Here is a 26,748-nt window from a genome sequence, read left to right as displayed (position 1 = left end):
TAAGCGACTAGTTTAATATTATTTCTCGTTGCGACGACGAACGATAAGTTTGTCAGATTTCGCTTTCTTGTTACGAGTTTTAAGACCAAGAGCAGGTTTGCCCCATGGAGTAGATGGTGCTTTACGACCAACTGGTGCTTTACCTTCACCACCACCGTGTGGGTGATCGTTAGGGTTCATTACAGAACCACGAACTGTTGGGCGGATACCTTTCCAACGGCTACGTCCTGCTTTACCAAGGTTTACAAGTCCATGTTGTTCGTTTCCGACAACACCAACTGTAGCACGGCAAGTTCCAAGAATCATACGAACTTCACCTGATTGAAGACGAACAAGAACGTATTTACCTTCAGAACCCAATACTTGAGCAGATGCACCAGCAGCACGTACCAATTCACCACCACGACCTGGTTTCAACTCGATGTTGTGGATCAAAGTACCAACTGGGATGTTAGCAAGTGGAAGAGCGTTTCCGACTTTGATATCTGCTTCTGGACCTGAAACGATACGTTGACCTACTTCAAGACCTTTTGGAGCGATGATGTATGCTTTCACACCGTCAGTGTAGTGTACAAGAGCGATGTTTGCAGAACGGTTTGGATCGTACTCGATTGTTTTAACAACTGCTTCAACGTTGTCTTTGTTACGTTTGAAGTCAACCAAACGGTAGAAACGTTTGTGTCCACCACCTTGGTGACGAACTGTGATACGACCGTTGTTGTTACGACCAGCCTTGCTCTTCAAAGCAACAAGCAATGATTTTTCAGGAGTGCTTGTTGTGATTTCAGCGAAATCCAAAGAAGTCATATTACGGCGACCGTTTGTTGTTGGTTTATAAACACGAATTCCCACGATATTTCCTCCTTAGATTATTCAGCTTCAGCAGCAAACAACTCGATTGCTTTTGAATCAGCTGTAAGTGTGATGATAGCTTTTTTAGTTTTGTTAGTAAAACCAGTGTAACGTCCAACACGTTTAGCTTTTGGTTTTACGTTGATTGTGTTAACATTGGCAACTTTAACACCTTCGAAAGCAGCTTCAACAGCTTGCTTGATCAAAAGTTTGTGTGCACGAGTGTCAACTTCAAATACATATTTGCCTGCTTCAAGTTGAGCCATTGAGCTTTCAGTGATAACAGGTTTTTTGATAACATCATACAAATTCATTATGCAAGAACCTCCTCGATTTTAGAGATAGCTGCTTGTGTGACAAGAAGTTTGTCGCTATTTGCGATGTCAAGAACACTTGCAGTTGTAGCAGTTGCAACTTTCACGTTTGGAAGGTTACGAGCTGAAAGAGCTGCGAATTCATTTCCTTCTTCAAGGATAACAAGAACTTTAGAATCGATGCTCAATGCTGCAAGAACTTTTGCAAATTCAGCAGTTTTTGGAGCTGTAAATTCAAGAGAATCAACGGCTACAAATTTGTTTTCAGCAACTTTTTCAGAGTAAACTGATTTAAGAGCTAGGCGACGAACTTTTTGTGGAAGTTTGTAGCCGTATGAACGTGGAGTTGGTCCGAAGACAACACCACCACCACGCCATTGTGGTGAGCGGATAGAACCTTGACGAGCACGTCCAGTTCCTTTTTGACGCCATGGTTTGCGTCCACCACCTGATACTGCAGAGCGGTTTTTAACAGCGTGTGTTCCTTGGCGAAGGCTTGCGCGTTGGCTGATGATTACATCAAACACAACTGATTCATTTGGTTCAATACCAAATACTGCATCGTTAAGAACAACTTGGCCAGCTTCTTTACCAGTTTGGTCAAATAATGTTACGTTTGCCATTTTGACTGTATTCCCCTTTCCTTATTATTTACCAGCTTTAACTGCTGATTTGATAGTGATAAGAGATTTCTTAGCACCTGGTACGTTACCTTTGATAAGGATAACGTTCTTTTCTGGAACAACTTGTACAACTTCAAGGTTTTGAATTGTTACGCGGTCGCCACCCATACGTCCTGCAAGGTTTTTACCTTTGAATACGCGGTTAGGTGCAACAGGTCCCATAGAACCTGGACGACGGTGGTAACGAGAACCGTGAGCCATTGGTCCACGTGATTGTCCGTGGCGTTTGATAACACCTTGGAAACCTTTACCTTTAGAAGTACCAGTTACGTCAACAACGTCTCCAGCTGCGAATGTTTCAACTGTGATTTCAGCACCAACTTCCAAGCCTTCAACGTTTTTGAATTCACGAATGAAGCGCTTAGGAGCCGTGTTAGCTTTCGCTACATGTCCTTTAGCAGGTTTGTTGCTCAATACTTCGCGTTTGTCATCGAAACCAACTTGGATAGCGTTGTATCCGTCTGTTTCAACAGTTTTAACTTGAAGAACAACGTTTGGAGTTGCTTCAATAACTGTTACAGGGATCAATTCGCCAGCTTCAGTGAAGATTTGAGTCATTCCCACTTTTTTCCCTAAGATTCCTTTTGTCATGAGAAAATAGTTCCTTTTCTATATTTTTTATTCAAAAAGTTTTTAACGAGCGTTTTTTATGCTCAAGTCTAAGATACAAAGGGCGTCAAACTCAAAGTGAAAATAGGAAACTGACGCAGTGTCTGGCAGACACTAGGAAGTTTATTTTTTCCACACCGAGTTTAGCCCGTGTTCAATTAGATTGAAACACCAGCCTCTGCTCTTTTATATTTTAGATTAAAGTTTGATTTCTACGTTTACACCACTTGGAAGATCCAATTTCATCAAGGCATCAACTGTTTTTTGAGTTGGGTTAACGATATCGATCAAACGTTTGTGTGTACGCATTTCAAATTGTTCGCGAGAGTCTTTGTATTTGTGAGTCGCACGAATGATTGTGTAGAGGCTACGTTCAGTTGGAAGTGGGATTGGACCCGCAACTTGTGCACCTGTACGAGTAGCTGATTCTACGATTTTTGCAGCCGCTGTGTCAAGCGTACGGTGTTCGTAAGCTTTCAAACGGATACGGATTTTTTTGTTTGCCATCTTTTTCTCCTTTTCGTCTATTTAAGATAATAGGCTAGCTCCACAAGAAAACCGACGCGGTGTTGCGTGGCAATGCAACCGAGCGTGTCGCAACCTCTTGCATCAAAGCTAAAGCTGTAATTTACAGCACCATAATAGAATAACACAAAGCCCCTGCGATTGCAAGGGATTTGTTAGATTTTTTTCGTTTTTTTGGGATGAAACTGTTTTCCTATTTTTTCTTTTTAAAATTAGGGATTTTCTTCTATATAAGTTAAGTCCTCTTGACCTCAAATTTACCTTCTGATTGGTCCACTAGAATGTCCGCCCTTGACTCAGTTTCTTTATAGTATCGCAGATACTGCTCCCGTCTCATCTGGTGGCTAGCCAATATAAAGGAGGCATCGCGATTTCTCACAGTCGTATCTCTAGCAAGGCGTCGCTTTAATTCGGTCTCCTCATCCGTGTAGAAACAGATGGTTTTGTCAAAGAGTTCCTTGGGTAAAAAGCCTACAGACATCCCTTCGACAATCAAAATCGGTTTTGCTCCAGACAAGACCTCACTAGCTTTCCAAGGTTCTTCAATTGTTAAGATATCCATACCTGCCTGCAAGGCTAAGATATCTCTCCGCAAACTTGCCAATTCATGTGCCACCGGCAGACAGGCTGTCACCTTTTGATTTGGCTCGTCCTTGGGTACTACCAGATGGCGTTCTGAGGTGATATAGGGATCTGTTTCTAGCAAATTTACTGTAGTAGAATCTAAAGCTTGGTACAATTCCTGTGCAAAAGTTGATTTACCCGAAGCCCCATGACCGTATATTCCCAGTGTCCTGACTTTCCCCGTCTCGATCTCTGAGACTAGTTGGTCTACTAAGTCTTTTTTCTTCATTCTCTCTTCACCTGTTCATAGCTTTCTTTTCCGTCATTAAGCTTGTCCCAAATCACTACTTGCCCACTTTGGAGCGATTTTTGCACATCTATAATTCGTTGATTGGACGAACCTCGAAACTGGAGCATAAGATTTCTCTTAGTTCGATCATATCGCCCATCGACAAGAATATCAATCATGGACAAGAGTTCCAGTTTGTCTGGAGTCTCCAGCATCATTTCTTCCCAAGTGTAGCCCGTCCAGGACCAGATGTCCTTGTCTGGCAATTCCCTCCGAATGCGCTTAACGAGTGGCAAGAGAATACCAGTATTGAGAAAAGGCTCTCCTCCCAGCAAGGTCAAGCCTTGAACATAAGGTTGAGCGAGATCTTCCATGATTTGTTCTTCTAATTCTGCTGTATAGGGAATGCCAGCATTAAAAGACCAAGTCGCAACATTATAACATCCCTCGCAGTGAAACATGCAGCCTGATACATAGAGGGAGTTCCGCACACCTTCTCCATCCACAAAGTTAAAGGCCTTGTAGTCGATGATACGTCCTTTGCTGAGCTCCTCACTTTTCCATTCTTGTGGTTTTGGATTATTCATTCGCTACCTCTATCCAATAACGCTCGACTCCATCACGAACATCCTCAATGAGACCTCCATTTGCTAGAATGACTGCTCTACTAGCAGGATTATTCACGCTACAGGTCACCAGAGCCTTCTTGATGTTCTTTTCTTTAGCAACTTGCAAGCCCTGACGGAGAGTTTCTTTCGCATAACCTTTGCCTCTTTCTGACGGACGAATGGAGTAGCCAATATGACCAGCATAATTCAGTAAACCCTCATTCAGTCTCAATCGCAGATTCAAAAATCCTAGAGCACAACCTACATCATCAAATGATACAAATTGAATAGAAGGAACACGATTTTCAGGCAAGTTTATTCCCATCTCTTTTTGCATATTTGTTTCCAACCACTCTTTATACACAAAGTTCTCTGTATTCCAGAAACCACCATCATGGGCTGATTGGGTCTGCTCAAACTCTGCCATCATGTCTAAAACTGTTGCTTTATCTGCTAATCTTGGTCTGCGCAGTTCCATTTTCACCTCCCACTAAGAGAAAAGCGAGAGAAATCCCTCACTTTTTCTTATTCTTATTTAAAAATTGTTCTCTGAGGTTGAGCAAGCGTTCTTTTTTGCTCACTCCACCTTTCGAATGCTTTTCATGATAACGGGTCACTTGTGCACGCCCCTTATCATCTAATTGATATTTTCCCATTTCAGTTCTTTCTAATTTGTTACTTGATGACCAGCTATTTTAATCGTTGAGCCATTCATATGTTTGACACGCGCAGCAATTTCTTTGTGACGGCCGTTGACCATCGGTCTCGCTTGAGGATTGCCAAGATAGCCACAAGTTCGTTTCACCACATCTACTGTTTTAGGATCGCTATTCCCACAGTTTGGACAAGCAAATCCTCTCTCAGTTGGTTCAAAATCCCCTTCAAAGTCACACTTGTAGCAACGGTCTATTGGAGTATTGGTCCCAAGATAGCCCACACGGTCATAAGCATAATCCCAGACAGCTTCCAAGGCTTTAGGATTTTGCTGAAGGACTGGATACTCACAATAATGGATGAAACCACCTGACGCACCTGCTTCTGGATAGACTTTCTCAAAGTCTAATTTTTCAAACGGTGTTGGATTTTTACGAACATCGTAGTGGAAAGAGTTAGTGTAGTATTCCTTGTCTGTGATATCAGGAATAGAACCGAACTTCTCTGTATCTAGTCTACAGAAACGGTCTGTCAGACTTTCAGATGGGGTTGAGTAGATAGAGAAATGATAGCCATATTGGTCAGACCACTCTTCTACACGGCGTTTCATATCACGAATGATGTCTAGCGTGAATTCCTTAGCATCTGGATTGCTTTCCCAGCTGTTACCAAAGAAAACAGTCGCTACTTCATACAAACCGATATAGCCCAGCGAAACTGTTGCCCGACGATTCTTAAAGAGCTGGTCAACATTTTCTTCTTTACCTAGACGATGGCCAAAAGCACCGTACTGATAAAGGATAGGAGCATTCGCTGGTGTCGCCTCTTTAGTGCGTTCGACACGGTAAACCAGAGCATCTTCAGCGATATTCATACGCTCGTTGAAGATTTCCCAGAACTTATTCATGTCGCCCTCAGATTCGAGGGCAATACGAGGAAGGTTGACCGTCACAACACCTAGATTCATCCGACCTGAATTGACCTCGACACCATTTTCATCCTTCCACCCTTGAAGAAACGAACGGCAACCCATAGGCACCTTAAAAGAACCTGTCAAGTCAACAATCTTATCGTAAGATAAAACGTCTGGATACATCCGTTTGGTTGCACACTCTAGGGCCAACTGCTTGATGTCGTAGTTGGGAGTTCCTTCTTCTAAGTTGAGTCCTCTTTTAAGCGTGAAGATAAGTTTAGGGAAGATAGCTGTGCGGTGTTCTGAACCAAGTCCCTTGATTCGGATGTTCAAGATAGCTTTTTGAATTTCACGCTCAAAACGACTGGTTCCTAGACCAAAACCTAGCGAAGTAAAAGGTGTTTGGCCATTTGAAGTGAAGAGAGTATTGATTTCATACTCAAGGGATTGCATGGCATCATAAATGTCTTTTTGCGTTTTCTTCCAAGCATAATCTTCCCGTTTTTCAGGCAAGACCCATTCTTCTGCATCTTTGAGATGTTTTTGATAGTTCTTCTCTGCATAAGGCGCCAAAACTTCATCGATACGGTCAGCTGAACAGCCACCGTACTGGCTAGAAGCAACGTTGGCGATAATTTGGGAAATCTGAGCTGTCGCAGTCTGGATAGACTTGGGACTTTCTACCTCTGCATTTCCAATCTTAAAACCATTTTCCAACATACCTTTAAAATCAATCAAACAGCAGTTGGTCATAGGTGTATAGGGGCTGTAGTCCAAATCATGATAGTGGATATCCCCTTTTTGGTGGGCATTGGCTACGTGCTTAGGAAGCATTTGCAGTCCGATTGATTTCCCAACAATGCCTGCTGTCAAATCACGCTGGGTATTAAAGACATCGCTATCTTTATTGGCATTTTCATTGACAACTGCCTGATCTTTATTAAGAAGCTTATGAATACTAAAGTTAATATCTGTCGCTTTTGAACGATCAAAATCCCTCTGTGTCCGATAAGTAATATACTCCTCAGCCAGCGCATATTCTTTGGCTTCAAGCAGTTCATGTTCTACGATATTTTGAATTTCGTAAATCTTAACCCCCTTTGGAAAGCGACTATGAATTTCTGTGACAATATGCTCTGTCAGAGCATTGAGGCGCTTTTCGACTAAGGGTGTCACATCCATAACCTTGTCTGCCGCCTTGTGGAGAGCTTTGTCAATCTTATCCACATCAAATACAACACGTCTCCCATCTCGTTTCTCGACGAAGAGAGTTGGCAAAATTGTAATTTTTTCTTCTAGTGCAATCATATGCATGCTCTTTTCTAAAATATTCTTTCTAAAAAGTATTATACCACTCTAAAAAGAAAAATCAATATCTTGTGTTAAAAATCCTAAAATTTTTAAAAATACACAAGATATTGATTTTGTTATTTGATTTTATAGACTTTAAACTCTGAGTAATCAGTCTTTACTTGTTGGTAATTTTCTTTTAAGAGTGTTTCCACTTCAGACCACACTGGCACCTTATCATTCACCACAATCACCTTAGGTTGTTTTTCTTTCAAGTCATTAAGTAACTTATTCCGATTTTCCTCAGTTGCTGTATAGTGCATCGGAGACAAAATCGCCGATGGCGACAAGCGCTCACTCTTACGATAAAGAGTCGCAGTATCATCCCATGCATAGATAGCATCTTCCGTACTTGTCTCCTCTTTCACCAAATCAGCAAGATGATTACGTTCTTGATAAGGTACCGGATAAAGGACAAACTTCATCAAAAAAGGAACAGACAAAAGATAGACAAGCCCTAAAACTGGCAGATATAGATTTCCTTTGAAAAAACGACTCCATAGACTAACTGGCGTTTCTCTTCGTCTTCGTCTAACACTACGCCCCCTCTGTTGACTCTTAATATTGGTTACCAATAAAAGTAAGAAAACAGGGAAGACGACCATCAAATAAGAAGCGTGCAGAGGCTCTTGTGAAAAGAAAAGTAAAATCAAACCTAAAATTGTCACAAGACTTGCAGGCACTGAGATGACATATAGTTTAGAGGGTTTAGATTGAAAGAGACCTAAAAAGATACAAACCACAAATCCCAAACCAAGGGACAACAAGCCATAAAAAGCCATATTCTCTAAAATTTTAGAAGTAAAATCAAAGCGAATACTGTCAATGGGATAGCGAATACCACTAATGGCATCCCCAAAACTTCCTGTTGCAACACTATAGTAGGCAGTTGGATAAAAGACAAGTGAAAAACCTAAAGCCACTGCAAGAAACTGATAAAACCCATGTGCAAAGCGTCTATGCCCAAGGTTAAAGACCAACAAGCCTAAACTCACTACAGCAATAAACAAGAGCGATGACAAGGGAGCAAAGAAAAATCCGCCTGCCAAAGCCAGCCCAATCCGTACAAATCCCTTATCATGGCTTGGCTTGCTTAGGTAAGCAGCAACTAAACTAAAGGCCGCGAATAAGAAAGGAAGCGCTAAAAGAGTCGCATAGCCTCCACCAAAAGCAAGACCTGTAACCAGCATGTAAAAAATAGTCACCACTTGTCCAGCTTGCTCTCCTTGCTCTGTCAAGGTATCCGCTGATCTAAAGAGGAAAAATCCTCCTGCTACCAAGGCTAACCACTCAAAGATGGCAAAGAAAAATCCGCCCTGAGTCACGTAAGTCAGCAAATAATAAAGCAAACCTTGACTTCCATAATAATCGCTGTAAATCTTCCCTGCCTGATGAAGCGCCCAACCTGCATAAAAATCCTGCACTTCTTGTGCACTCATTAAATCGAGTAATAGCGGTACTCCTAGAGTTATCCCCGTTACAAGCGTACTCCATAGTAAAATTTTCACCAAAGGAAGACGACTTGATTCACGATGATGCGATTCTTGTTCGATTTGGTATTCTAGAGGTTCATGATTCTCCTGATGAACTTCTTTTACTCTACCATACACACTCATATCGTTTCTCCTATTCAATTTATCTGTCTTAGTATATCAAAAAGTCCTAGGATTGTCAGCTTGCGATGGCTGTTTGAGTGATTTTTTGCATAGTTTCACAAAGGTTTCAATTTCCCGAAAGCGGTGTAAATGTGTCTGTTTGAATGTCAGGATATAGTTTATTTCTTTCTGAGTCAGCATCGTTCCTCCTACATCTTCTTATTCGTAAAAAGCAAGAAAAAGAGGACTCGGTCATTTCCTAAGTCCTAGATTTCTTATAAGATTGGGGCGAATAACTGGGCGATTTCTTTTACAAGCTTTTGATACCAGCTCGTTTTGATAGAATGAGGATAGACTTCCTGAGAATCTGCAAATATATTTTGAAAATCTCGGGCTATTTCCATTATAGAAGGAGTTTTATAGAGTAAGACTGCATTTTCATAATGGTGCACCAAGCTTCGGTAGTCGAGATTGATTGTCCCCACCACCGCAAAATCTTCGTCTACCAACATCTGCTTACTATGAATAAAACCTGGACTATACTCATAAATCCGAACTCCAGCAGAAAGAAGGTCTGGATAAGCCCCTCTTGTGACTAACTGAATGAACTTCTTATCTGGTATGTAAGGGGTGACAATCCGAACATCGACCCCTCTCATAGCAGCATTTTTGATTGTCTCCGTTAAATCATAATCTATGATCAAATAAGGTGTAGTAATATAAACCGATTCAGTTGCTTGATTGATCAAACTCTGATAAACCTTTTTCCCTACCTGCGTTCGAAAAATTGGCTTGGGTCCACTTCCGTATGGAATGGTTAATCCGTCACTTGGAATAGAATGATTTTCTAAATGATATTGATCAAAATCACTAATCTCTCCTCGATTGATGTACCAAGTGGTCAAAAATAAGCGTGTCAGGGCTTTTACTGCTAGTCCGTCCAAGCGAATTCCACTATCCTTCCAATAACCAAATCTCTCGACGTGGTTAATGTACTCATCTGCCAGATTGACCCCACCAGTATAGGCTATCTGACCATCAACAATCAATATTTTTCTATGATCTCTGTTATTATAGGCCACTGTCAAACGAGGAATAACTTTATTGAATTTATGGGCCTCGATGCCCAGCTGACGAAGTCGATGTGCATAATCTCCTGTTAAAGTAGCCATACAGCCAATATCATCATAGAGCAGTTTAACTTCAATGCCTTGAGCGACCTTTTGCTCCAAGATTTCTAGAATACGATTCCACATCAAACCTTCTTCTATAATGTAATATTCCAAGAAGATAAATTTCTCAGCCTTTTTGAGATCTTCTACCATCTTTTTCCACATAGCTTCTCCGTTAGGAAAAAATGTAGAGGCAGTTTGATCATAGATATCGGCATTGGTATCCATACTCAATAAGGACTTGATGACGCCATATGCCGCCTTATCACTTTCTTTTAATTCCTCTTTTAGTAACTGGCTATTTGCTTCTTGGAAATGCATGGAGCCTAGCTTCTTCAGTTGTTTGATTTCTTTTTTGGACAATCGCCTTTCACCAAACATCAGATAGAGCAAGGGGCCAAATACTGGCACAAAGGCTACTAATAACCAGGTTACCTTATTCTCAGGAGTCGTATTACGGTTGACTATCGAAATGATTGTGATGATACTCAGTAGAATGAGGACAGTAATCCATAAAATGGGGGCCATGCGCCCTAAATAAAGAAAGAGACCAAAAACCAGACAAAGTTCAAGTAGCATAATCGAAAGACTAAAGCCATACTTGGACATCAATAATTGAAATTTTCTATATTTCATATCCCCTCCTTGATATTTTGAACACTAAAAACAGGTAATTGATACTAGTATAACTCAGGTATTCGGTAGAAGGCAAGTATTTATGATTATTTTCTAAGCAAAAGTAAAAAGGCTGAAAAATCCAGCCCTTCCTACTTGCATAGTCTTATTTAGTTAAAACGATTTGGTCCGATGGGTCTCTATCCATATCGTCTACGACGATTTGATTACCGTTTACAGTGTAAATTTTGACATCATCGCCAATAATCATGCGTTGATTTGCTGCATCAAATGTGACCTGTTTGACTTTCTGATCCCCGTCAGATTCGAGCTCAGTCCATGTACCAGTCGTTCCAGTGACCACTAAAGTGATACGGTCTCCGTCATCTTGGCCTGTATAAGTCCCATCAATATCAGTCGGTTGAGCAACAGGTTGGTTCTGTACTGGAGCCGCTTGATTTTGATTACTTCCTGCATTTGCAGTATTGGTATTCTGTTGAGCAGGTTGTTGAGCAGGTTGTTGAGCAGGTTGTTGGACCTGCTGCTGAGCCACAGGCTGTTGAACTGGTTGTGTTCTTTGGGAACAAGCAACTAGCAAAGATACACTCGCTAAAGAAACAATAGAAAGTGCTGCTGTTTTGAATGTCATAATAAATGTCCTTTCTCTTGCCATGCTAGAAAAATAGATTTTCCTTAGCCAGCAATTCATCTAGTATAACAAAGACAAAAGAAGAGGTCAATTTATCTGCTCATGCCCCAGTAGGTGGCTCCGTACTTCTGAGATAAAATAGAGAGACCCTGTAATGAATAACAAGTCCTGAGCATCTGCTCTTTCTTCAAAACTGCTGATAAATTCTCTGTAAGAAGGAATGACATGGTAACCTGTTACATCTGTCTCATCCAGAGAACCTTGATAGTCAAAACCAGTCACCTTGAGTGCCACCTGAGGCAATTTTTGAGTCAGATAACCCAACATCCCTTGATAATTCTTGCGTTTCAAGGCCCCAAAGAGGATTTGAGGACGATAACCTCCTTGCTCTTTTTCTTTGATAAACTCAACCAAGCGAGTCAAGGCAGGGAGGTTATGAGCACCATCCAAGTAAATCTGAGGACGAATACGCTCCAAACGCCCAGCCCAATGGGTCTTCTCCAAAGCCTGTCTTACAACCTGCTCATCAATAGATTCCTTTCCTTCCCTCATAAAGATAAGAAAAGTTTGCAACGCCAAGGCCGCATTTTCCTGCTGATAAGCTCCTTCCAATCCTATTTTCAACTGCGAAAAAGTTCCCAAAGAACTTGAAAAATCACTATTCAGCATTGAAAAATCCTGACTCGCCTGATAAAGGGCAACAGCTAAAGATTCGGCTTTTTTCTGACAGACAAGCCTAGCTTCTGGAGCCAGCTTAGCAATCACAGCTTTTTTACCAGCCTTGAAAATACCAGCTTTCTGCTCTGCAATTGCTTCTAGACTATCACCCAAGGTTTCTTGATGATCGAACCCGATGGAGGTGATGACAGCAAGCTCTCCAGTTACCACATTAGTCGTGTCAAGTAAGCCACCAATTCCCACTTCTAGTAAAAGCAAATCCACCTCTTGCTCCCTAAAATAGAGAAAAGCAATCAAGGTCAGCAATTCAAAAAAGGACAACTGGTCATGGGTTTGCAGAAGCGTTTTTTCCATCTCCTTGACCTGCTCAGCCAAACGGATGAAGTCTGTGTCTGCTATAGGTTGCCCATTAATGCAGATTCGATCATTAATAGAGACGATATGAGGGGAGGTAAAGGTCGCAACTTTTTTGCCATGTCCCATAAATAACTCCCTCATAAAAGCAATGGTAGATCCTTTCCCATTAGTCCCTGTTACGTGGATAATAGGGTAAGACTTCTCAGGATTTCCTAACAAATCCACCGCTTGCTGCATTCGGCCTAAACCTGACCTAAAATTCAAACCAATCCGACTATGAAGCCACTCTTCTACTTCAAACATACACATCTCCTTGACAAAAGTCCAATCAATTATCGCATTAAAGTATGGTTACTAATAAAAACAAGGCCAGGATTTTCGTCCCGACCTCTTACCTGGTTAGCTAATAACTAGCTACTATAAATGTTAACGTGGGCTAAAAACATCCACAGGACATTCCAACTCTTCCCAATTTCTGGGAGTTGGGCTGATACAGTCTCCCAGACTTACCAGTTCTCTCTTATTTAAAGGAACTGGGGTAAAAATGTTCACTGGATATGCCTGCGTTTCTATTTTCTAGCGCAGGGCTAAACACGTCCCCCGGACGTTCCAACTCTTCTAATTTCTAGGAGTTGGGCTGATACAGTCTCCCAGACTTACTTACGGTCTTTATTTTTAGCGTAAGGGTAAAAATGTTCACTGAACATTTTTACTCCTCCATAAAACTATTGAAAACTTCTTCAATCATGTTCCATTCGTCTTCTGAGTCTTCTGGGATTGGTTGCAATTCGCCTTCTGTTCCATCTTCGTTTTCGATGAATGAGTAAGCTTGGATTTCAACTTGTCCGTCTTCGTCTTCTTCTGCGTTAACTGGTACTAGAAGAACATAGTTTTTACCAAATTCTTCTTTTCCGTCAATGGTCAAAAGGATTTCAAACAAGGTTTCATTTCCTTGCTCATCTACTAGTGTGATTAGTTCACGTTCTTCGTGGTCGTGGTTATGATCGTGTGACATAGCCTCTCCTTTATATTAAAATTTTCTATCTAAATAATTTTGTAAAATCAGCTGAGCTGCTAACTTATCAATGACTTTCTTGCGCTTATTGCGACTGATATCTGCTTGTTCAATCAACATACGCTCTGCGGCAACTGTTGTCAAGCGTTCATCCTGATAGTCTACTGGTAAACCAAAAAGTTCTTCTAGCTTCGCTCCGTAGGCTTGACTAGCTTCCACGCGCGGTCCACTTGTATTGTTCATGTTTTTAGGCAAGCCCACTACAAATCGTTCCACCTTGTAAGTATCAACCAACTCCTTAACGCGGTCAAAACCAAATTGACCTTGCTCCTCATTGATTTGGATGATTTCAAGCCCTTGAGCTGTAAAACCAAGCGGATCGCTAATGGCCACCCCTACCGTTTTTGAACCGACGTCCAATCCCATAATTCTCATAGGTTACAGATCGACTCCTTGTCCTTTAAGGTAGTAGCGGACCAATTCCTCAACGATTTCATCTCGCTCATATTTACGGATTTGATTTCGTGCATTATTATAACGAGGAACGTAGGCAGGGTCTCCACTCAATACGTAACCAACGATTTGGTTAATTGGGTTGTAGCCCTTATCGTTCAACGAAGCATAGACATCAGTCAAAGTTTCGCTAATTTCTTTTTTATTGGAATCGTCCAATTTAAAACGTACTGTTTCTTCAGTAAATCCCATTCTAACACCCTCTTTCCTTAGAATAGTACCATTATAGCATAATTCCTTACGTTCTACAAATCAGGCAGTTTATTTATTTGGATTTTCTACTGTTCTGTCGCACCATTTGCCAATCTGTCTGAAATATATTTGCTTGGTTCATTCTTCAAGAGATTCTCTAAACCAATGTTCTTCAAATATTCTAACTGAGAAGCCTTCTTGACATCCAGAACTTGAAAATCAAAACTAGTCGTTGTTTGAAGTTCTGTTTCATTCAATAGTTTGGTTTCAAGCTTAAATCCTGCTAATTTACGAGCTTCTATGATGGCCTCATCCTTCTCCTCTGCCTCGAGAAGAGCTTTTTGGGTTTCTTCCACTCCATGTTGGTCAATATAGGTCTTCAACTCATCTGAGACTGGACGTTTTTGTTGAATCGTTAAGCTCAAAAAAGTCTTATCCTTGTATGTAATGGTTTGGGTTTGCTGGCTACCATCATCTGACTTGGGCAAGACCAAAGTCTTGGTTACAACTGTATTCTTCTCAGCATTTTCAATAACTGGTAATGCCGACTGAAGCGTATCCTTTTCTGTTTTTGTAACTGTCCCAGTTTCTTTTTTCTGTCCGCAACCAACCAGGACAAAAAGGAAAGCTAGACTAACAAGAACTATTTTTTTCATTTCTTTCTTCTTTCTTTTTGAGATTAATACTCAATGAAAATCAAAGAGCAAACTAGAAAACTAGCCGCAGGCTGCTCAAAGCACAGCTTTGAGGTTGCAGATAAAACTGACGAAGTCAGGAACATGCATACGGCAAGGCGATGTTGACGCGGTTTGAATTTGATTTTTGAAGAGTATAAAATAGAATAAGACTGGGAGTTGCCCCCAGCCTTGATGTTTATAGAGCTGCACGCAAACGTGCTTCTGCATTTTCTACATTACGGACAGAGCGTGGTAGGAAGGCACGAATATCGTCTTCCTTATAGCCAACTTGCAGGCGTTTTTCATCTACAAGGATTGGGCTCTTTAAAATTCTCGGTGTTTCCATAATAAGATTGAGAACTTCGTTGACACTCAAATCTTCAATATCCACTCCAAGGGCTTTGGCATAGCGATTTTTAGATGAAACGATGCTGGCTATTCCGTTATCTGTTTTGGTTAGAATATCCAGTAATTCTTCTCTCGTAATTCCTTCTTTACCAAGATTTTGTTCTTTATAACTTAACTGGTGGGCATTGAGCCAGGTTTTTGCTTTTTTACAACTAGTACAACTTGAGACTGTATAAATTTTAATCATGTACCTACCCCTTTCGCTACATGTTACTATCAGTTTAGTCTATTATACCATAAAAAACATCCGACTTGCGACCTATTTTTAAATTTTTTTGACTTTTTTCGTCATTTTCGTACTTTTTTCTTGACAAAATGAAATTTACAGCCATTCTTTATATTTCTTGATATAGATTTTTTTCACAATTGTCACGCTAATCATGTACAAAATAATGATAAAAATCAAAAAGATGAAATAAATCGGTTTCAAAGGAGTCAAATGAAGAAGGCTAGCTAGTGGACTGTAGGGAAGGAAAGTCACAAAGGCTGCAGCCAATAAGGTTGTCACAAGGACTAGCCAAGCTGGACGACTTTGTAAAAAAGGAATGTTGGCTGAACGCAACATATGGATAACCATGGTCTGCGACCACATGGACTCGATAAACCAACCTGTTTGGAACAAAACAATAAAGCCTACGGCAGACTCTGCCCCATGAACATAAGTTTGACCTGTTGTCATAGGTACAATGATAAAATAAAGCAAACTGAAGGTCAAAATATCAAAAGCAGAAGAGATAGGTCCCATCCAAATCATGAAACGTGTGATAGACTTAGCTTCCCAAGTATGCGGATTTCTCAAAAAATCTTTGTCCACCTTGTCAAAAGGCAAGGCAATACAAGACAAATCATAGACTAGATTTAAGATAATCAAATGGACTGGTGCCATTGGTAAAAAGGGTAAAAAGATCCCAGAGACCAATAAGGATAGGATATTCCCAAAATTAGAACTCACTGTCATTTTGATATATTTGGTCATATTAGCATAGACCTTACGACCCTCAACGAGTCCTTTTTCAAGAACCATAAGATCCTTATCAAGCAGGATAACATCAGCTGTTTCTTTGGCAATATCTACTGCTGTATCAACAGAAATCCCCACATCTGCAACTTTCATAGAAGGAGCATCATTGATTCCATCTCCCATATAGCCAACAGCATGACCATTGGCCTTAAATTGCAAAATAATCCTTGCTTTTTGATCAGGAGAAAGTTTGGCAAAGACTGTTACCTCCTCTACGGCTTGGGCCAATTCTTGATCACTCATCTGATCAATTTCAGACCCCAACAGCATCTGATTAATATCTAATCCAACCTTTTCACAGACTGCTTGGGTAACTTTTTCACTGTCTCCCGTCAAAATCTTTGTTTGAACTCCATGTTCTAACAGTGCCTTAATTGCTGGTGCTGCAGATGGTTTAGGAGGATCTAGGAAGGCTAAATAACCAGTTAGAATCATATCTCCTTCGTCATCAACTGTATAGGCATGACCTTCCCTCAAACTTGACTTATAGGCCACTCCCAAGACACGCAAACCTTGTTGATTTAGCTGTCTGACTTCTGCTAAGATTTCTTCTCTAATAGCATCTGTCAAGGGAGTAATCATTCCATGATACTCCGCATGACTGGAAATCATCAACATTTCCTCAAGAGCTCCCTTAGTTACCAAACTAACCGTTTCGTGTTCATCCTTAACAATAACACTCATCCGTCTACGTTCAAAATCAAAAGGAAGCTCATCTATTTTTTGAAAGGTTTGAGCTAGATTTTGCAAGAGGGCGTGTTCTTTTGCTTCCTTTTCAGTTCGTTTAATGATGGCTCTGTCCATTAAATTTTTCAAGCCAGTTTGAAAATAGGAATTGAGATAGGCCCGTCTCAAGACGGTCAAATCCAAGCGTCCGTGGATGTCCAAGGGATATTCTAGAACGATTTCATCTTGGGTTAGAGTTCCTGTTTTATCTGTACACAAGATATCAATCGCCCCTAAGTCCTGTATGGCATTGAGTTTCTTGATAACCACTTTTTCCTTGGCCATGATAATGGAGCCTTTTGCTAGACTGGCCGTGATGATCATAGGAAGCATCTCAGGTGTAAGCCCAACACCAACACTCAAGGCAAATACGCCAGCTTCCAACCAGTCGCCATCTGTTAAACCATTGGACAAGAAAACGATGGGCACCATGACCAACATCAAGCGGATCAAAAGCCAAGAGATACTGTTCATCTCCCGCTCAAACGAAGTGGGCTCGTCATAGGTGTTCAGAGTCTGCTCAATGGCCCCCATCATAGTATCATCACCAACCGCCAAAACCATGGCCTTGGCACTACCAGATAAGACATTGGTTCCCATAAAGGCGAGCGCTTCTGCTTCTAGCAGACTATCAGATTGTTGAACTGTTGCCTTGGTCACGGCCAATTTTTCAACAGAATCACTTTCGCCTGTCAAGCCAGACTGTTGTACAAAGAAATCTCGCGACTCAAATAAAAGAAGATCTGCTGGAATCATATCACCAGCGCTTAATTTAACCACGTCACCCACTACCAAATCATCGATAGGTATTTCTTGAATTTCTCCTTGACGAATGACAGTCGCTGTGTTGACAATCATTTTTGAAAGATTGGTGGCTGCCTTATCACTGCGGAGTTCTTGGACAAAGCGAATGCCACCAGAAATGAGGACTAGGACAACGATGATAATGGAAGTCGTCGGATCCTCTTGACCTGGTTTTGCCAACCAGACATTGGTCACCAAGGAAATCACGGCGATGACCAGTAAGATGATCGTAAAAGGATTGATAATGGATTCGTAAATCTTTTTGAGGATACTGTCTTCTTGACCCTTTGTGATGGTATTTTCGCCATATAGGTCACGATTTTTCTCCACCTGCTCCTCAGTCAAGCCTGTTAGACTTGTCTTATAAAAAGATAGACTCTCGTCTAAAGGGACTTGAATAGCTGTTGCTAATCTTTCTTTTGTAGTTTTCATTGGTTTCTCCTATCTATATGAATGATGTGTTTCATACACAGAGACCAATCACTTTATAAGGGCAGAACGACACAAATCAGCGATTGGCTGTGTATGTGCGGTTCCGGATGGTCGTCAATTTGCATCGTTTATCTCCTTTCTTTGATTTAAACAGTAGAAAATCCCACCATAAAATGGCAGGATTAAAAAACTAATTATCTGTTTTTCGTTCAAGCTTTAACTCCATAGGGCAATGTAATGAGCTTAGTCTTGGCCTTCGCGACCAGGACTGTTGACCAACGAGTAGTGTCTCCACTGCTTTGCGGTAGTCATCCGTATCCCTATGGTAGCCTCACCTACCGTTTTCGTCTTTCAGTATAAACCTTTAAAATTTAAAAGTCAATCATTTGAGTTGTTTAACTCTTAAATAACTATCAACTCTTTTGGAGCTAGGGTCAACAATTCACAACCTGTCTCTGTAATCAAGATATCATCCTCAATACGAACTCCATATTTGCCTTCGATATAGATACCTGGTTCATCGGTCAAGGCCATACCCGCCTTAATAGTTTCTGTAGAAGTCTGGCTAAAGTATGGTTCCTCATGGATATCCAGTCCAATACCGTGTCCAATACCGTGGGTAAAGTAGTCGCCATAACCTGCCTCGATGATAATATCACGAGGGATTTTGTCAAAGTCACGGAAACCTAAGCCAGCCTTAGCTTGGTCAATCAGAGCTTGGTTAGCCTTCAAAACCGTATTGTAAATCTCTGCTTGCTCGTCGCTAACATGCCCCAAGTAGATAGTCCGTGTCATATCACTGACATAGTGGTCATAAAGGCAACCGAAGTCCATGGTAATAGCTTCTCCCAGCTCCACTGGTTTGTGCATAGGATGGGCATGGGGTTTGGAAGAGTTGATCCCACTAGCTAGAATAGTGTCAAAAGACAGACCAGATGCTCCCAACTCACGCATGCGGAAGTCAAGGAAGTTGGCAATCTCAATTTCAGTCTTTCCTGGCTTAATAAAGTCAAGCGCATCGCGGAAAGCTTGGTCTGAAATAGAACAAGCCTTGCGAATAGCTGCAATCTCCGCCTCATCCTTAATCATACGAAGTCCTTCAACAAACTGAGTTTGTGGAAGCAAGTCAATTCCTTCAAAAGCTGCCTGCATACGGTGATAATAAGAGACCGAAATCTCGTCCTCAAAACCGATTCGAGACAAGCCCATATCCTTGACAATTCCGGCAATGACAGCCAATTCATCACGGTCAGCCACAATCTCAAAACCACTTGTTTCTTGCTTAGCTGCGATGATATAGCGAGAGTCTGTCACCAAGACCTGACGGTCACGGCTGATAAAGACTGTTCCGTTCGAACCCCAAAAACCAGTCAGGTAATAGACGTTTTTAAGGTTATTGATGATGATGCCATCTAGTTCATTTTCTTGCATTTTAGCGAAAAATGCTTGTACACGTTTATTCATGATGTAACTTTCCTTTCAAATAATGTCCTGTGTAGCTGGCTTCATTGGCCGCTACTTCTTCTGGAGTTCCTGTTGCGATGATGGTTCCACCACCGACACCGCCTTCAGGTCCCAAATCAATAATATGGTCTGCTGTCTTGATAACATCCAGATTGTGCTCAATGACAAGAACTGTATTGCCGTCGTCGACAAAGCGAGCCAAGACCTTGAGCAAGCGAGCGATATCCTCTGTATGAAGCCCTGTCGTCGGCTCATCCAGAATGTAGAAAGATTTTCCTGTCGAGCGTTTGTGGAGTTCGCTAGCCAACTTCATACGCTGGGCTTCTCCCCCAGAAAGGGTGGTAGCTGGTTGACCTAGCGTCACATAGCCCAGTCCCACATCCTTGATAGTCTGAAGTTTGCGTTGAATTTTCGGAATGTGTTGGAAAAATTCTACCGCATCGTTGACGGTCATATCCAAGACCTGCGAGATATTTTTTTCCTTGTAATGAACTTCTAGAGTTTCACTGTTGTAGCGAGTTCCGTGGCAAACTTCACAAGCCACATAAACATCTGGCAAGAAGTGCATCTCAATCTTGATGATCCCATCACCTGAGCATGCTTCACAGCGACCACCCTTGATGTTGAAACTGAAACGCCCCTTCTTGTAGCCTCGAATCTTGGCTTCATTTGTCTGGGCAAAAAGGTCACGTATATCGTCAAAAACTCCTGTATAGGTAGCAGGATTAGACCTCGGCGTTCGTCCGATTGGACTCTGGTCAATGTCAATCAAACGGTCTACATACTCAATCCCTGTAATCGTTTTAAATTTACCAGGTTTGTCTGAATTGCGGTTGAGTTTTTGAGCAATGGCTTTTTTGAGGATGCTGTTGATGAGGGTCGATTTCCCTGAACCTGATACACCTGTCACTGCGATGAATTTTCCTAGTGGGAAGTGAGCAGTGACATTTTGCAGGTTGTTCTCACGCGCTCCTGTCACTTCAATAAAACGACCATTTCCCACACGGCGCTCTTCTGGTACTGGAATGGCACGTTTACCTGACAAGTACTGGCCTGTGATAGACTTACTGTTGCGAGCCACCTGCTTGGGCGTACCTGCAGCGACAATCTCCCCACCAAAAACACCTGCACCGGGACCAACGTCAATCAGATAATCCGCCTCACGCATGGTATCTTCGTCATGTTCCACTACTATGAGAGTATTACCCAAATCACGCATCTTTTTGAGACTGGCAATCAGACGGTCATTGTCCCTCTGGTGGAGACCGATTGACGGCTCATCCAGGATATAAAGGACACCTGATAAGTTGGAACCAATCTGGGTCGCCAAGCGAATGCGCTGACTTTCCCCACCTGAAAGGGTTCCTGCTGAACGAGATAGGGTCAGATAGTTGAGACCCACGTTATTCAGGAAGGTCAAGCGGTCCTTGATTTCCTTGAGAATAGGGCGAGCAATGATGGATTCATTTTCAGATAGAGTCAACTGACTGACTAATTCCAAGTGATCAGCGATAGACAGGTCTGAAATTTCTCCGATATGTGGTCCTTTCTCACCACCAACACGGACAGACAAGGCCTGGTCATTGAGACGATAACCGTGACAGGTTCCGCAGGTCAGCTCATTCATGTAGAGACGCATCTGGGTGCGGGTGTAATCGCTGTTTGTCTCGTGATAACGACGCTTGATATTATTGACAACTCCCTCAAAAAGAATGTCAATATCGCGCACGCCACCAAATTCATTCTCATAGTGGAAATGGAATTCCTTACCATCTGAGCCGTAGAGAATCAAGTTCTTATCTTCTTTTGGCAAGTCCTCAAAAGGCTTATCCATATCCACTCCAAAAGCCGTCATGGCCTGCTCTAGCATGTTTGGATAGTAGTTGGATGAGATAGGATTCCAAGGTGCTAGCGCCCCCTCACGTAAGGTTTTGCTGGCATCTGGCACTACCAAATCAGTATCCACCTCCAGCTTGATTCCCAAGCCATCACACTCACTACAAGAGCCAAAAGGAGCATTGAATGAGAAGAGACGTGGCTCTAACTCTGGAACAGTAAATCCACAAACTGGGCAGGCATAATGCTCAGAGAAGAGCAACTCAGAGTCGTCCATGGTATCGATAATGACATAACCTTCTGCGATACGAAGGGCAGCCTCAATGGAATCAAAGAGCCGACTACGAATACCCTCCTTAATAACAATACGGTCAACTACGACATCGATATTGTGTTGCTTGCTCTTAGATAACTCTGGCACTTCGGTCACATCATAGACTTCCCCATCCACACGGACACGAACATAACCGTCTTTCTGAACCTTCTCAATAACACTCTTATGTTGCCCTTTTTTCTTGCGGATGACAGGAGCTAAAATTTGCAGGCGCTGGCGTTCAGGTAACTCCAAAACCTTATCCACGATTTGCTCTACAGAAGAAGCCTTGATAGCTCCATGCCCGTTGATACAGTAAGGTGTCCCCACACGCGCGTAGAGGAGACGCAGATAGTCATTGATTTCAGTCGTGGTTCCCACCGTCGAGCGAGGGTTTTTGCTAGTCGTTTTTTGGTCAATGGAAATAGCTGGGCTGAGACCATCAATAGCATCTACATCTGGTTTCTCCATATTTCCCAAAAACTGGCGAGCGTAGGCTGACAAACTCTCCACATAGCGACGTTGTCCCTCCGCATAGAGGGTGTCAAAGGCCAGACTGGATTTCCCTGAGCCTGACAAGCCGGTCACAACAACCAGCTTGTCTCGTGGAATCTCCACATCAATATTTTTTAAATTATGGGCACGCGCCCCATGAATGACAATTTTATCTTGCATCTTTGTTCTTTCTAGTCCATTATTGCTTACCATTATACCAAAAAAAGTGAGATTCTATTACCCAAAAGGCCGATTTTGTAGTATAATAAAAAACTTCTTATTTTATGTTTTCTTAGGGCTTCCTAACCCTTATATCACGCGCTTTTGAACAAAAAACACTAACATTACTTTTTACTACTTGCTCCCCAAAAGTACGCAAAAAGGGGAGCAAAAAAGCCCCACAAAAGGGCTAAGATTTAACGAGTTCAGCAGGCAAGAAACTAGCACGGTCAAACGTGCTTTTTTTATTGCTGGTTGCTGATAGGTATATTATACCATGAAGCGCGTGGTTTATAAGATTATGACCTCACAAAAGCCCCCAGATTCGTTTCTGAGGGCTTGTAGTTTGTCCGTGGTGTTTTAGTTGTCCAGTACGAAACAAAGCAAAATAGGGGGCGAATATGAAGCCTCAGCCTACATTTACCTACTTATATGCTTCTAGCTCTCCGTTCTGGTGGATTCTCGCAAAGTTTAAGACGGCTACCTGTTTGTATCGGTGGTAGCTAGTGGAGCTAGTACCTGCCATCTCTACGCATTCACTCATTGTTTTCTTCCTCATGTAGCAATAATGGATAATAAAGTATTTTCTGGCTCGCTTGTTCTCTATCTTATTGATATCGTTGGCGAATATTTCCAACCCCTCACGGATTGCTTTTTCATGTTCACCACTCAAATTCCACTGATCAGGTAAGACAAGTTTCCAAGCCTCTTCATCGATACTAACTTGGTTTTCACTCCCTGCCATCCTCTGGAATCTCAGAAAGTATGTCATCCTCTCTCTGACGTTCATCATCGTTTTAAACTTATCCAGCTCCATTAGTTCGCTCCTTCATGATATAATATTATTGAGATTATAGCTGAGGTGGAGCGCCTTGGCTTTTTTTGCTATTTCTCTATGTTCGCTCTAGCTTCAAATGCTTTCCCGTGAGAAAAAATGTACAATGACGGTGTGAAGCTCATAGAAGCGCGTGGGGAGGGAGATAGCCCCCATATCTCCTTATGGTTTGATAGGCAATTAAGGGACGTTTTTATCTCCCTTATTTCCTTGTCATTCTGCAAGCAATTAAGGCAAGTTATTTCTTTGCTTATCTGCTTATCATTTGGTAAGCAACAAATCCAAAATAACAGACTTTTAAACTGCTCTTATCTCCTTATCATTTGGTAGGAAAATAAGGGGAGTTATTTTAGTTCTTATTTCCCTGTCATTTTGTAAGGAGAAAAACGAAAATAAGGAGCTTTTAAATTCGTCTTAACTCCCTATCGTTTTGCAAGCAATTAAGAAGGCTTATTGTCGTCCTTATCTGCTTGATAAATGATAGGGGGATATGGCCACTTTCTCGGCGTTCGCTCGGAGTTCAAGTATGTACACCCTTACCATTCTTCTGGTTCGCTAAACATAGATTCAGGAAAGCCACAAGCTGAAATCAAATACTGACAAGCACTATAATCTACCCAAAGCGCTCCATCTTCAGAATGGTGGAAATACTTGCCTGATAGCGCTCCAAGATATGCACCATTTTTATATATAGACACCCCACCTTTTCGGCTTGGTAACAGTCCAGTATATCCTCTACGCAGTCCATGCTTCAAAGCGTTGCTATTGCCATATTTTGGCTTTCTGTTGCCCCTGTTGCCTTTTGCTACTTGGTTGCCTGGTAAAAATCTCCCTCGGCTATCACGTTCCATATTGCATCCTTTCTACGGTGTTCGTTTGGTAAATTGCAACTACTTCACTATCTCCCCCTATATGGAAAAAACCAAAACTATTGACTTGTTAACAAAAAGGGGATTGCTCCCCGTCCTGTATTTATTAACCAGAATAACCAGCAAGGCCTTTATATTCACCCTCTACGTCCAACTTCTGGAGTAGTCTAATACTTTCATCGCCCAGCATTTCCAACGTACCAAAAGCAGTCATAGAGTCCATAGGGATAGGCTTATCAGAAAGCAAGCGATCAGCATAGTCTAATAGTTCCAGCTCGTAGTCTGTGACCTTTTCCAGCAAACTCTCAAAATCCTCTGACTCTTTGAGTTGAAGCACGCGCTCCCGTTTGTAACGTTCTTCAAATGCTTCATCGTTCACTGGTTGGTTGTAGTAGTCTTTAAAACTGTCACAAATACGCTTGAAGGTCTTGTTTAGTTTGCTATCCTCCACATACTCGGCGACAAGCGTTCCCTTATCCTTGTGAGTTATTGAAATAGATGGTACTTCATAAGTTCCAGTCATATATCCAAGTAGCGCGTGACCTGCTACCATAGCAGTATCTAGGTCTTTAAATTCGTAAGTGAAAGTAAATGTTTTGGCTTTATCCGAAAATGTTTTTAATGTCATGTTGTTTTTCCTCTTTCTGTTTTAAGGGTGTCACTAGTAGTTACACCATTGCAAGGGGGTCGGTACTATCTACCCCATTTTGTTACCTTCTAGGTAACATAGTTCAGCCTTACTCCCCCAAGGGTTTAGACCCTTTTGTTACCATGTTACCTTCTTTTGAAGTCATAGCCCTTATATATAAAAATACTATTTTTTCCCTATATAGAGAGTTAAAAACAAGGTAACATTTTCCCAAAAAAGTCAGTAGTATCAAGGGTTTGACAACGTTACCTTCTTTCTAAACAAGGTAACAAGAAGGTAACATTTTTGGGTAAAAACCTAGATATACCAAGGGTTTAGGGCATAAAAAGAAGGTAACATTTTAGTCTTTAACGACAGCGTGATTAGTTTTGGATAGTTTGGTTCTTTCAAACTCTAGCGGATCTAGTTTGTCATAATCTTCAACTTTGACCCTCGCTCTTTTAAGTTTGTAATGATTAGGTGTTAACTGTTGTAAGTGTCTTATCGTTTCTTTTCCTGCCCCGTAAACATTGGGCTTGGGTATTCCCATATCTTCAGCATAATGTTTCAGCGACCTAGTTAGTATAAAAACAGGTACTACGTCCAGCTCATGCCAACCTTTTTCCATGTATTCATGCTTAACCCATGAAAGTAAGTAGTCATTATCCTCCTGGTATTCTTCTAGGAGTCCTTTAACTGCTTTAGGTTCGATAAAGTGAGTAAATGGCTCTTGATTGATAGCTTTGTAAAGTGCATACTCTAATACTTCATCATTGACCAAAAATTCATTTTTTATCCAAGGTTTTTCCTTCTCCCCGTTAAAGTCAGCATTAAAAGGGACAATCATAATTCTACGATACCAGCCTTTTGTCTTGTTGCCACCATTGGGGATATAATTCCCTGAAAAGATATTGAATAACTTGAAAGTAGCTTCAAAGGCTGGGCGTCCTTTTGGATTGACTAGAACAGTGTCCCCACTAGTGATACTCATTAAATCAGACGGATTTTTTAAGTATTCGTTTGGGGCTTCATCTCCGATATTACAAACTTTACCTACCAGGGTTTCTAAGTTATGCTTTTCAGCAAACTGTGCAGGTTTTAAGGCTGATATATTGCTTTCCCCTATCAGGTTGATAAGGAAGCGCTGAAATGTCCCTTTACCATTGTTACCGTCCCCGTAGAAGATGGCAAACTTATTTCGGGTATGGTTAGGGTTAATAGCTTCAAGGATAATCTGCCAAAACAGTGTTACCAGTTCACTATCATTACAAGCGATTGAGTTTAGCCAATCATCAAAAGTTTTGCCCTCTCTATCTGTTGGGACTCGTTTAGGCGCGCGGTAGGCCGTGCTTATCTTACTTGTAATTACATACTTAGGACTAAAGGGGAGTAGTTCCTTAGTTTCTAAGTTGATAATGCCATTCTGTACGGGAATAAGGTTAGCACTTTCTAAGGGTTTTCGTATCTTTGCTAATGTTCTAACCATTAACTTAATCTGTGGCCACTCTCTGGGTTTAATTCTCACATCAAAGGTTTTACACAAAAGATTGAATAGATCATTACTAGCGGTATAGATACCCTCGTCTAAATCATAGATATAGAGCAGGCTATAATCAGGTATATTGCTCTTGCTGATAAAAGTAAATGTGACAATCTCGCTAAGTATTTTAGCTACTGTGAATGTCTGAGGCATGGCAACCTTTTCGGTAACGTCCCCTGTGGTCTCATTTACCTTAGTTTCGGTATGTTCTGCCCGCCATTCTTCTCCAGCTTTAAAGATACGATTTTCAAGCTCCTTCATCGTTCTAGGAGGTTGTTCTTGCTCTCTGACCTCCAAGATTTCACTTTTTAGGTTTGCTAATTCTTCTAGTTCT

General features: G+C 41.5%; 26 protein-coding genes and 1 riboswitch. All 26 genes read right to left on the bottom strand.

The window, feature by feature from the left end; genetic code table 11:
* Nucleotides 1-18 precede the first annotated feature (18 nt).
* The 26 genes from rplB to HT714_RS05195 all read right to left on the bottom strand — a co-directional run bounded on the left by rplB (nt 19) and on the right by HT714_RS05195 (nt 26,675).
* Nucleotides 19-852 carry a 50S ribosomal protein L2 gene (gene rplB / locus HT714_RS05320; RefSeq protein WP_000512911.1) on the bottom strand — a complete coding sequence of 278 codons (834 nt, stop codon included), beginning with the start codon at nt 850-852 and terminating at the stop codon, nt 19-21.
* A 17-nt stretch (nt 853-869) separates the two neighbouring features.
* The gene (locus tag HT714_RS05315; RefSeq protein ID WP_001055347.1) at nt 870-1,166 is read right to left on the bottom strand and encodes a 50S ribosomal protein L23; all 297 of its coding nucleotides are present in this window, start codon (nt 1,164-1,166) and stop codon (nt 870-872) included.
* On the bottom strand, nt 1,166-1,789 hold the full coding sequence (rplD, locus tag HT714_RS05310; RefSeq protein WP_000024539.1) for a 50S ribosomal protein L4: 624 nt from the start codon (nt 1,787-1,789) through the stop codon (nt 1,166-1,168). The genes HT714_RS05315 and rplD overlap by 1 nt, the downstream gene beginning before the upstream one ends.
* A gap of 24 nt (nt 1,790-1,813) precedes the next feature.
* Nucleotides 1,814-2,440, bottom strand: a complete 627-nt coding sequence (gene rplC, locus HT714_RS05305) for a 50S ribosomal protein L3 (protein ID WP_000160197.1) — start codon at nt 2,438-2,440, stop codon at nt 1,814-1,816.
* Nucleotides 2,441-2,656: 216 nt separating this feature from the next.
* On the bottom strand, nt 2,657-2,965 hold the full coding sequence (gene rpsJ / locus HT714_RS05300) for a 30S ribosomal protein S10 (protein WP_001284513.1): 309 nt from the start codon (nt 2,963-2,965) through the stop codon (nt 2,657-2,659).
* A gap of 253 nt (nt 2,966-3,218) precedes the next feature.
* Complete coding sequence (locus HT714_RS05295; protein ID WP_173225161.1) at nt 3,219-3,836, bottom strand: phosphoribulokinase; 618 nt, start codon at nt 3,834-3,836, stop codon at nt 3,219-3,221.
* Nucleotides 3,833-4,423 (bottom strand): anaerobic ribonucleoside-triphosphate reductase activating protein, encoded by a 591-nt coding sequence (nrdG, locus tag HT714_RS05290; protein WP_173225158.1) that lies wholly within the window; start codon nt 4,421-4,423, stop codon nt 3,833-3,835. Before nrdG ends, HT714_RS05295 begins: the two co-directional genes overlap by 4 nt.
* The gene (locus HT714_RS05285; protein ID WP_173225154.1) at nt 4,416-4,922 is read right to left on the bottom strand and encodes a GNAT family N-acetyltransferase; all 507 of its coding nucleotides are present in this window, start codon (nt 4,920-4,922) and stop codon (nt 4,416-4,418) included. The genes nrdG and HT714_RS05285 overlap by 8 nt, the downstream gene beginning before the upstream one ends.
* 37 nt (nt 4,923-4,959) lie before the next feature.
* Nucleotides 4,960-5,100: a hypothetical protein gene (locus HT714_RS05280; protein ID WP_000521632.1), complete on the bottom strand. Its 141-nt coding sequence runs from the start codon at nt 5,098-5,100 to the stop codon at nt 4,960-4,962.
* 11 nt (nt 5,101-5,111) lie between these two features.
* Entirely contained in the window at nt 5,112-7,319 is a 2,208-nt protein-coding gene (nrdD, locus tag HT714_RS05275) for an anaerobic ribonucleoside-triphosphate reductase (RefSeq protein ID WP_173225151.1), read from the bottom strand.
* A 119-nt stretch (nt 7,320-7,438) separates the two neighbouring features.
* Nucleotides 7,439-8,977 carry a damage-inducible protein CinA gene (locus tag HT714_RS05270; RefSeq protein ID WP_173225148.1) on the bottom strand — a complete coding sequence of 513 codons (1,539 nt, stop codon included), beginning with the start codon at nt 8,975-8,977 and terminating at the stop codon, nt 7,439-7,441.
* Nucleotides 8,978-9,231: 254 nt separating this feature from the next.
* Nucleotides 9,232-10,764: a cardiolipin synthase gene (gene cls / locus HT714_RS05265; protein ID WP_173225143.1), complete on the bottom strand. Its 1,533-nt coding sequence runs from the start codon at nt 10,762-10,764 to the stop codon at nt 9,232-9,234.
* Nucleotides 10,765-10,909: 145 nt separating this feature from the next.
* The gene (locus HT714_RS05260) at nt 10,910-11,392 is read right to left on the bottom strand and encodes an SP_0198 family lipoprotein (RefSeq protein ID WP_240148101.1); all 483 of its coding nucleotides are present in this window, start codon (nt 11,390-11,392) and stop codon (nt 10,910-10,912) included.
* 87 nt (nt 11,393-11,479) lie between these two features.
* Entirely contained in the window at nt 11,480-12,730 is a 1,251-nt protein-coding gene (locus tag HT714_RS05255; protein ID WP_173225136.1) for a folylpolyglutamate synthase/dihydrofolate synthase family protein, read from the bottom strand.
* Between the two features lie 406 nt (nt 12,731-13,136).
* Nucleotides 13,137-13,442 carry a DUF1292 domain-containing protein gene (locus HT714_RS05250; RefSeq protein ID WP_000017620.1) on the bottom strand — a complete coding sequence of 102 codons (306 nt, stop codon included), beginning with the start codon at nt 13,440-13,442 and terminating at the stop codon, nt 13,137-13,139.
* A gap of 15 nt (nt 13,443-13,457) precedes the next feature.
* On the bottom strand, nt 13,458-13,877 hold the full coding sequence (ruvX, locus tag HT714_RS05245; protein ID WP_004239076.1) for a Holliday junction resolvase RuvX: 420 nt from the start codon (nt 13,875-13,877) through the stop codon (nt 13,458-13,460).
* Nucleotides 13,878-13,880: 3 nt separating this feature from the next.
* Nucleotides 13,881-14,147 (bottom strand): IreB family regulatory phosphoprotein, encoded by a 267-nt coding sequence (locus HT714_RS05240; RefSeq protein ID WP_000507059.1) that lies wholly within the window; start codon nt 14,145-14,147, stop codon nt 13,881-13,883.
* Between the two features lie 86 nt (nt 14,148-14,233).
* Nucleotides 14,234-14,803 (bottom strand): SP0191 family lipoprotein, encoded by a 570-nt coding sequence (locus HT714_RS05235; protein WP_173251608.1) that lies wholly within the window; start codon nt 14,801-14,803, stop codon nt 14,234-14,236.
* Between the two features lie 217 nt (nt 14,804-15,020).
* Nucleotides 15,021-15,419, bottom strand: coding sequence for a transcriptional regulator Spx (gene spx, locus HT714_RS05230; RefSeq protein WP_000591165.1), 399 nt, complete (start codon nt 15,417-15,419; stop codon nt 15,021-15,023).
* 135 nt (nt 15,420-15,554) lie between these two features.
* Nucleotides 15,555-18,215 carry a magnesium-translocating P-type ATPase gene (gene mgtA / locus HT714_RS05225; protein ID WP_173251606.1) on the bottom strand — a complete coding sequence of 887 codons (2,661 nt, stop codon included), beginning with the start codon at nt 18,213-18,215 and terminating at the stop codon, nt 15,555-15,557.
* 194 nt (nt 18,216-18,409) lie between these two features.
* Nucleotides 18,410-18,560, bottom strand: a riboswitch (M-box (ykoK) riboswitch).
* A gap of 57 nt (nt 18,561-18,617) precedes the next feature.
* On the bottom strand, nt 18,618-19,679 hold the full coding sequence (locus HT714_RS05220; protein WP_173225127.1) for a Xaa-Pro peptidase family protein: 1,062 nt from the start codon (nt 19,677-19,679) through the stop codon (nt 18,618-18,620).
* Complete coding sequence (gene uvrA / locus HT714_RS05215; RefSeq protein ID WP_173225124.1) at nt 19,672-22,503, bottom strand: excinuclease ABC subunit UvrA; 2,832 nt, start codon at nt 22,501-22,503, stop codon at nt 19,672-19,674. Before uvrA ends, HT714_RS05220 begins: the two co-directional genes overlap by 8 nt.
* 463 nt (nt 22,504-22,966) lie before the next feature.
* On the bottom strand, nt 22,967-23,359 hold the full coding sequence (locus HT714_RS05210) for a transcriptional regulator (protein WP_173225121.1): 393 nt from the start codon (nt 23,357-23,359) through the stop codon (nt 22,967-22,969).
* A 554-nt stretch (nt 23,360-23,913) separates the two neighbouring features.
* Entirely contained in the window at nt 23,914-24,228 is a 315-nt protein-coding gene (locus HT714_RS05205; RefSeq protein ID WP_173225118.1) for a hypothetical protein, read from the bottom strand.
* A 124-nt stretch (nt 24,229-24,352) separates the two neighbouring features.
* Nucleotides 24,353-24,874 (bottom strand): hypothetical protein, encoded by a 522-nt coding sequence (locus HT714_RS05200; RefSeq protein ID WP_173225109.1) that lies wholly within the window; start codon nt 24,872-24,874, stop codon nt 24,353-24,355.
* 361 nt (nt 24,875-25,235) lie between these two features.
* Nucleotides 25,236-26,675, bottom strand: a complete 1,440-nt coding sequence (locus HT714_RS05195) for a DNA primase family protein (protein ID WP_173225106.1) — start codon at nt 26,673-26,675, stop codon at nt 25,236-25,238.
* Nucleotides 26,676-26,748: the final 73 nt, after the last annotated feature.

The sequence above is a fragment of the Streptococcus sp. 3705 genome (assembly GCF_013277145.1).
In the GTDB taxonomy this organism is placed as follows: Bacteria; Bacillota; Bacilli; order Lactobacillales; family Streptococcaceae; genus Streptococcus.
The sequence above is the reverse complement of the archived record's forward strand: the minus strand, read 5'-3'. Positions and strand labels throughout refer to the sequence as shown.